The organism is Gelidibacter sp. (genome assembly GCF_035515035.1).
Lineage (GTDB): Bacteria > Bacteroidota > Bacteroidia > Flavobacteriales > Flavobacteriaceae > Gelidibacter.
Map to the genome: position 1 here is coordinate 110,699 of NZ_DATJCA010000152.1, position 6,845 is coordinate 117,543.

Genomic DNA, 6,845 nt, shown 5'->3' on the forward strand with positions numbered 1-6,845 from the left:
ATTGGTCTCTTGCTTTATACTGTTTCAGAATGTCAATCCTTTCAGTCTTGCCATTCTGCAACAAATAAATTGGTCTCTTGCTTATACTGTTTCAGAATGTCAATCCTTTCAGTCTTGCCATTTTGCAACAAACAAATTGGTCTCTTGCTTATGCTGTTTCAGAATGTCAATCCTTTCAGTCTTGCCATTCTGCAACAAACAAATTGGTATCATGCCCACCACCGTTGTTTCTATTGGAAGAGAATATAAGTTTTTTACCATCATTTGAAAATACAGGAAAGGCATCAAAGGTATCACTGTGGGTCACACGCTCCAAGCCTTTTCCATCAATCCCTATGATATAGAGATTAAACGGAAATCCACGTTCTGCCTCAAAATTGGAAGAGAAGATAATACGTTTGCCGTCAGGTAGAAAAAACGGACTCCAATTGGCATTCCCAAGGTTGGTCAATTGTCTCAAATCACTGCCGTCTGCATTACAAATGTACAGTTCCATCTCAGTGGGCTGGACCAAACCTTCTTTTAGCAAGCTTTTATATTCTGCAATTTCTTCATCAGTTTTTGGACGTGAAGACCGGAAGATAAGTTTTGTGCCATCAGGAGAAAAGAAGGCACCGCCGTCATATCCCAATTCGAAAGTAATTTGCTTAACCTCTGAACCATCAATGTTCATGGTATATAAATCGATATCGCCATTTCTGGTGGAGGTAAATACAATTTTATCCCCTTTTGGAGAAACTGTCGCTTCGGCATCATAACCGGGTTCATTGGTCAGTTGTGCGGTAATATTACCTTCTAGATCGGCTACAAAAATGTCGTACGAATCATAAATCGGCCAAATGTATTTCCCGTCTTTTTTCAATGGTGTATCCGGACAATTTTCATCACCTAAATGAGTAGAGGCATATACAATGTGTTTATTGTCGGGCAAAAAATAAGCACAAGTGGTTCTGCCTTTTCCTGTACTGACCATAATGGGCATTTTATCCTTAAAGGTATCGTCTGCATTCATTAAAAACATCTGGTCGCACTTCACGTTCCAATTTGTGTTGTTGGATTGGAATACCAATTGCTTATCGTCAAAACTCCAATAGGCTTCAGCATTATCTCCCCCAAATGTGATTTGTTTTAAGGACTTGAAATGCTTTTCATCTGGAAAAATAAGCGAATCCGTAACGGTTATTTCGATAGTTTCAACCTTCTCAGAATTTGATTTGTTTTCGTCTTTACAGGAGATGCTAACGACGAAAACTAATAGTATAATTAAAATGTGTTTCATAGATTATAGTTTTAAATCACAGATTTCTCAGTCTGATAATCCCTTATTTGGAAACTTGAACTTTTGAGAATAAGATAAGAAAACCGCAAATAATGCCTAATTTTGTATAAAATTAACATATATAATCATGAAATATATAATAGGTCTGTTTTTTTTCGTTTTAATCGCATCTTGCAAACAAGAAACCTTCAAAGAAATAAGCATTAAGGACGACATTGCTGTTTTAGCTTCCGATGGCTATGAAGGTAGAGAAACGGGTACAAAAGGCGAACAGGAAGCGGCCAAATATATTTCAGAGCGGTTCAAGGCTTTAGGTCTGGAACCAAAAGGAACCGATGGGTATTTCCAAACCTTTAGTTTTAAACCTAAATCGGATCCTCATGGCGAAGTGACTTTTGCAAAAACAGCCACGGACAGCATGATTACGGGTACCAATGTCTTAGGATATATTGATAATAATGCGGAAAACACCATCATTATTGGCGCACATTATGACCATTTGGGTTATGGTGGTGAAGGCTCATTATATCGTGAAAAAGACAAAGCCATCCACAATGGCGCTGATGATAATGCCAGTGGGGTTGCTGTGCTTCTCAATTTAGTCGCAAAATTAAAAAAAGCGAACAGCCATAACAATTACTTATTCATGGCCTTTTCCGGAGAAGAAATGGGCTTATTGGGAAGTAATTATTTTGTGAAACACCCAACATTTGATATCAGTACTGCTAACTATATGATTAACATGGATATGGTCGGACGGTTGAAATCCGATAGCACTTTAGCTGTTTATGGGACAGGAACTTCACCGCGTTTCAAACAGGTTTTGCATGCGGTCAACAAAGGTTTTAAATTGGTAGAAGATGAGTCTGGGGTTGGACCATCAGATCATACTTCGTTTTATCTAAATGATATTCCGGTCCTCCACTTTTTTACGGGACAACATGAAGATTATCACAAACCCAGTGATGATGCTGATAAGTTGAATTATGAAGGCATGGAACTCATTTCTGACTATATTTTTGATGTGATCAAAGAACTGGATTCCAGTGGTAAATTGGCCTTTAGAAAAACAAAGGACAATAGTGGAGAAATGGCGCGATTTAAAGTGGGCTTAGGCGTCGTACCAGATTATTTATACGATGGAAAAGGCATGCGGATTGATGGTCTTAGGGATGACACGCCTGCCTCAAGAGCTGGTTTGCTCAAAGGCGACGTGGTTATTAAATTGGGCGACAGTACCATTACGGATATATATGGCTATATGCGAGCGCTTTCGGTTTTTGAGGAAGGCGATCAGACCAAAGTAATTGTGGATAGAAAAGGTGAGAAAATTGAAGCCGATTTGAAGTTTTAATCCAAACTTTTCCAGATGAATGGCTTAAAGCTTTCCTATTCCAAAATTTCTAGAATACAACCAGTTAGCTCCACATAACTTTAATTCCATAAAAAAAAGCTAATTTTGCACAAAAATTTCTACAGTGATAAAAATAGGCGACATACAACTTCCAAATTTTCCATTGCTTTTAGCACCTATGGAAGACGTCAGTGATCCACCCTTTCGAGCTTTGTGCAAAGAGAACGGTGCCGATGTGGTATACACAGAATTTATCTCCAGTGAGGGATTGATTCGCGATGCCGCAAAAAGCATCATGAAATTGGATATCTATGAAAAAGAACGCCCGGTAGGCATACAGATTTTTGGCGCCAACCTAGAAAGCATGTTGCAGACCATTGATATTGTTCAAAAATCCAATCCCGATATTATTGATATCAATTTTGGTTGTCCGGTCAAAAAAGTAGTCAGCAAAGGTGCAGGCGCAGGCATTTTGAAAGATGTGTGCTTGATGGAGAAATTAACGGAAGAAATGGTCAAACGCACGAATTTACCCATTACCGTAAAAACCCGTTTGGGTTGGGACCATGACTCCATTAAAATTGTTGAAGTTGCCGAACGTTTGCAGGATGTGGGCTGTAAAGCAATTTCAATCCACGGCCGCACGCGCGCTCAAATGTATAAAGGTAATGCCGATTGGGGACCAATTGCTGAGGTTAAGAACAATCCTCGAATGCATATACCAGTTTTTGGAAATGGAGACGTCAATACTCCAGAGAAAGCCATGGAAATGCGTGATCTATATGGATTGGACGGCTGTATGATTGGTCGCGCGAGCATCGGAAACCCTTGGTTTTTTAAACAGGTCAAACATTTTTTCAATACTGGCGAACATTTGGATCCTGTTTCTTTGGAAGAACGTGTGGATGCCGCAAGAAGACACCTTCAGATGGCCATTGATTGGAAAGGCGAAAAATTAGGTGTTTTTGAAACCCGACGCCATTACACCAATTATTTTAAGGGCATTCCAAATTTTAAGGAGTATCGCACGAAGATGGTGACGAGCGATGATTCGTCAGATGTATTTGCAGCGTTTGATGAAGTGCTGGGAGCTTATGCGGGCTACGAGTTTGTTTGAAAGAGCTAGAAGCACTGAGCACGAAGTTTGAAGAGGGTATGGGTAGAGGAAAGATCCCGATAAGAAATTGGGATCGCAAACGATGTTTCTGAAGATTTATCTTAACATATACATTTTCTAAAGAATTCTGCATTCCGTATAGTTGGAAGTATGTGGTAAGTTTTTTAAGAATCATGTCATTATCAATGCGATAAAATTTATCCTATACTCCTAAACTTTAAACTCTGCCTGCCAGTCCAGAACATTTGCGAAGGTGGGACGACTAATTTTGCATTAACTTTTCATTGATGCGTGCAGAAGCAATTTTAGACGCAATCAGTCCCAGAACAGCAATAGTTACCAAGACTAGAAGAATATTCACCACTTGAATTTTCACTGGGTAGGGAAGCGAAGGCGTGATCATTACCAACGCGAATTGCTGTTGTAGCACCACAAGGATAAAACCGATCAAAACGCCGGCAAACCCACCTAAAATCGTCATTAAACTTCCCTGAAGGAAAAACACCCGACGGATATCCTTCGTGGTGGCGCCAATATTATAAAGCGTATTCAATGAGCCTTTTTTGTCTAAAATCATCATGATCAAAGCACCAATCACATTAAATAAGGCGATGATGATCACTAAAGTAAAAATCAGATAGACCACCAGATTCTCAGTATTCAGCATTTTATAGAGCGAATCATTTAACTGTGCTCTGTTCTTAACGATGACCTCGGTATCAAAGCGCTCTAAAATCGCTTTTCTAACCGTTTTTTCATCAGCATTAGGTTGGAGTTTAATTTCAATGCTGGTCACTTGATTGTTGGCGTAATCCATCAAGTAGCGCGCATTTACAATATCCGTATAAACATAGGTCCCGTTGAGATCTTCATTTACGTCAAAAACGCCAATATTGACCATATTCAAAGAGTTGAACGCCCCTTTTATGGAAGTTATTTGCCCGACGCCCGGTTTCGGAACGTAGATGTTCAGAGCTTTTCCGTAATCCAAAATCCCAAAAGATAATTTGTGTGCAATGCCCCATCCTGAAACGAGCTGGCCACTTCCTTTTTCAAACCATTGGCCTTGAATGATCATGGAATCAATGCTGGTGACTTTCAGATAATGTTCATCCACACCTTTTAGGGAAGCCAATAAATTCTTATTATCGAATTCTATGATGATGCGTTCCTCAATGATTTTGGAATAGGATGCAATTCCGTCAATCTTTGCTAATGCTGTAGAGTCTTTTTCCGTTAGTAAAAAGGACTTTCCTTGAGCAGGAAGAATTTTAAGATCAGGGTCTACAAAAGAAGAAAATTCAAGGCTAAAATCCTTTAGCCCTGCAAATCCTGAAAGAACAATAAACAACGCTGCAGCAGCCACCACAACGCCGGACGCGGCAATAATGGTCATGATGTTGATGGCATTATTGCTGCTTTTGGTAAAGAGGTAACGCTTAGCGATGTAAAGCGAAAAATTCAATTACTTTTTTTTACGTTTATCCAGTAAATCAGCGTCCCTGATTGGGTTCTCTTCGCCTCGTAGAGATTTATCAATCCGCTCAATATATTCGAGGGAATCATCAATAAAAAACTCCAAATTGGGCATTCGACGCAGTTGATGTCTGGTACGCTGTGCCAATTCATGACGGATCAACGCGGTGTTGGAACGAATTCCTTCCAGCAATTCCGCCGCTTCCTTATTAGGAAAAATACTCAAATATACTTTGGCTAATGACAAATCGGCGGTTACGCTTACTTTGCTCACCGAGATAATAATACCACGCATGCCCCCTTTAGTTGCTGCACCTTGAAGCACGTCAACCAAGTCTACCTGCAAAATGCCTCCTATTTTTTTCTGTCTATGACTTTCTTCCATGTTTCGTTTTTATAAAAAAAGAGGATCACCTCAAGATTTAAATTATTAAATTAAAGCCAATTAGGGCTTATCAACTGCAAAAATAGAGCATATTTAAGGAATATTGTATTTTTGAAAGCACAAAGTTGGAATAGGGAACTGTTGTTGTACTCTATTCTTAACTTTTGATAATCTAAAATAGACTTCAACGCTGTTTATCAAAAATAATACGTCGGAGATTAATTAGATACCTGCCTTCGCAGATATATAATGAGAGATTCCCTCCCGATAGCTATCGGGATCGCGGGAATGATAAATCGGCCTTCGCGGGCATTACTATGAAAAAAATAGAACATATCGGCATCGCCGTAAAAGACTTAGATGCCTCAAACGACCTATTCGCGGCACTTTTTGGAAAGCCACACTATAAAATTGAAGCGGTGGATAGCGAAGGCGTCCGCACCTCATTTTTTGAAGCCGGTCCAAATAAGATTGAGTTGCTGGAAGCCACTTCAGCCGACAGTGCAATTGCTAAGTTTATCGAGAAGAAAGGCGAGGGCATTCATCATATCGCCTTTGCGGTTGATGATATTGAAGCGGAAATTGACCGGCTTTCAAAAGAAGGATTTACCGTCTTAAATAAAACGCCCAAGAAAGGTGCCGATAACAAGTTGGTGGCTTTCTTGCACCCAAAAAGCACCAATGGCGTTTTGATTGAGTTATGCCAAGAGATAAAGTCTTAAAATTGTTGTATGATTTTAAAATTAGTAGTAATATTGCATCCTCTTAACCGGTCCTATAGCTCAGCTGGTTAGAGCACTTGACTCATAATCAAGTGGTCCCTGGTTCGAGCCCAGGTGGGACCACCACAAAACAAAGTCTTGCGTTGCAAGACTTTGTTTTTTTTATAGAAATTCTTACTGTTTTACTCGGGTTATTCTTAAAAAGATAAATTTATCTCAGAATGTTCTTAAAATAATTTAGTAGAGTAATTAAAAAATTGTTACTTTAGGCACGTGTTTACCGTCCCCACCATTATATAACATTCATGATATCATTTTTATATACGGTAGTTTTTCTTGCATTTCAGTCGGTTACGGAAACCCAAGGTCCTCCGCCACCCGCTCGTGATGGCGATCCAGAAGGCCCTCTGCTACCAATTGATGACAACTTATGGATATTACTTGTGGCAGGATTGATGTTTGGAATTTATATTCTTTACAAAAGAAATCAAGTTATAAATAGGGCTGCATCA

The 6,845-nt window shown here is 39.4% G+C and carries 7 protein-coding genes and 1 tRNA gene; 5 read left to right on the forward strand and 3 right to left on the reverse strand.

Annotated elements, in window-relative coordinates:
• Positions 1-175: 175 nt before the first annotated feature.
• Positions 176-1,279 (reverse strand): hypothetical protein, encoded by a 1,104-nt coding sequence (locus VLZ86_RS12555; RefSeq protein ID WP_325451843.1) that lies wholly within the window; start codon positions 1,277-1,279, stop codon positions 176-178.
• A gap of 127 nt (positions 1,280-1,406) precedes the next feature.
• On the opposite strand from VLZ86_RS12555, the gene VLZ86_RS12560 reads away from it, so the two are divergent.
• Positions 1,407-2,633 (forward strand): M20/M25/M40 family metallo-hydrolase, encoded by a 1,227-nt coding sequence (locus VLZ86_RS12560; protein ID WP_325451845.1) that lies wholly within the window; start codon positions 1,407-1,409, stop codon positions 2,631-2,633.
• A 124-nt stretch (positions 2,634-2,757) separates the two neighbouring features.
• On the forward strand, positions 2,758-3,750 hold the full coding sequence (dusB, locus tag VLZ86_RS12565; RefSeq protein ID WP_325451847.1) for a tRNA dihydrouridine synthase DusB: 993 nt from the start codon (positions 2,758-2,760) through the stop codon (positions 3,748-3,750).
• A 262-nt stretch (positions 3,751-4,012) separates the two neighbouring features.
• On the opposite strand, the gene VLZ86_RS12570 is transcribed toward dusB, so the two are convergent.
• Together VLZ86_RS12570 and rbfA are read right to left on the reverse strand one after the other, a co-directional pair.
• Entirely contained in the window at positions 4,013-5,215 is a 1,203-nt protein-coding gene (locus tag VLZ86_RS12570; RefSeq protein WP_325451849.1) for an ABC transporter permease, read from the reverse strand.
• On the reverse strand, positions 5,216-5,611 hold the full coding sequence (rbfA, locus tag VLZ86_RS12575; protein WP_325451851.1) for a 30S ribosome-binding factor RbfA: 396 nt from the start codon (positions 5,609-5,611) through the stop codon (positions 5,216-5,218).
• A gap of 317 nt (positions 5,612-5,928) precedes the next feature.
• Here rbfA and mce point away from each other — a divergent pair, with 317 nt between their 5' ends.
• The 3 genes from mce to VLZ86_RS12590 form a co-directional block, all read left to right on the forward strand.
• Complete coding sequence (gene mce, locus VLZ86_RS12580; protein ID WP_325451853.1) at positions 5,929-6,333, forward strand: methylmalonyl-CoA epimerase; 405 nt, start codon at positions 5,929-5,931, stop codon at positions 6,331-6,333.
• A 49-nt stretch (positions 6,334-6,382) separates the two neighbouring features.
• Positions 6,383-6,459, forward strand: a tRNA-Ile gene (locus VLZ86_RS12585).
• A 179-nt stretch (positions 6,460-6,638) separates the two neighbouring features.
• Positions 6,639-6,845, forward strand: a 207-nt coding sequence (locus tag VLZ86_RS12590; RefSeq protein WP_325451855.1) for a hypothetical protein, incomplete at its 3' end; no start/stop codon positions are given.

Bases quoted from the DNA above. Each gene is read 5' to 3' on its own strand.
- rbfA (WP_325451851.1), bottom strand. From the start codon at position 5,611: ATGGAAGAAAGTCATAGACAGAAAAAAATAGGAGGCATTTTGCAGGTA.
- mce (WP_325451853.1), top strand. From the start codon at position 5,929: ATGAAAAAAATAGAACATATCGGCATCGCCGTAAAAGACTTAGATGCC.
- VLZ86_RS12560 (WP_325451845.1), top strand. From the start codon at position 1,407: ATGAAATATATAATAGGTCTGTTTTTTTTCGTTTTAATCGCATCTTGC.
- VLZ86_RS12555 (WP_325451843.1), bottom strand. From the start codon at position 1,279: ATGAAACACATTTTAATTATACTATTAGTTTTCGTCGTTAGCATCTCC.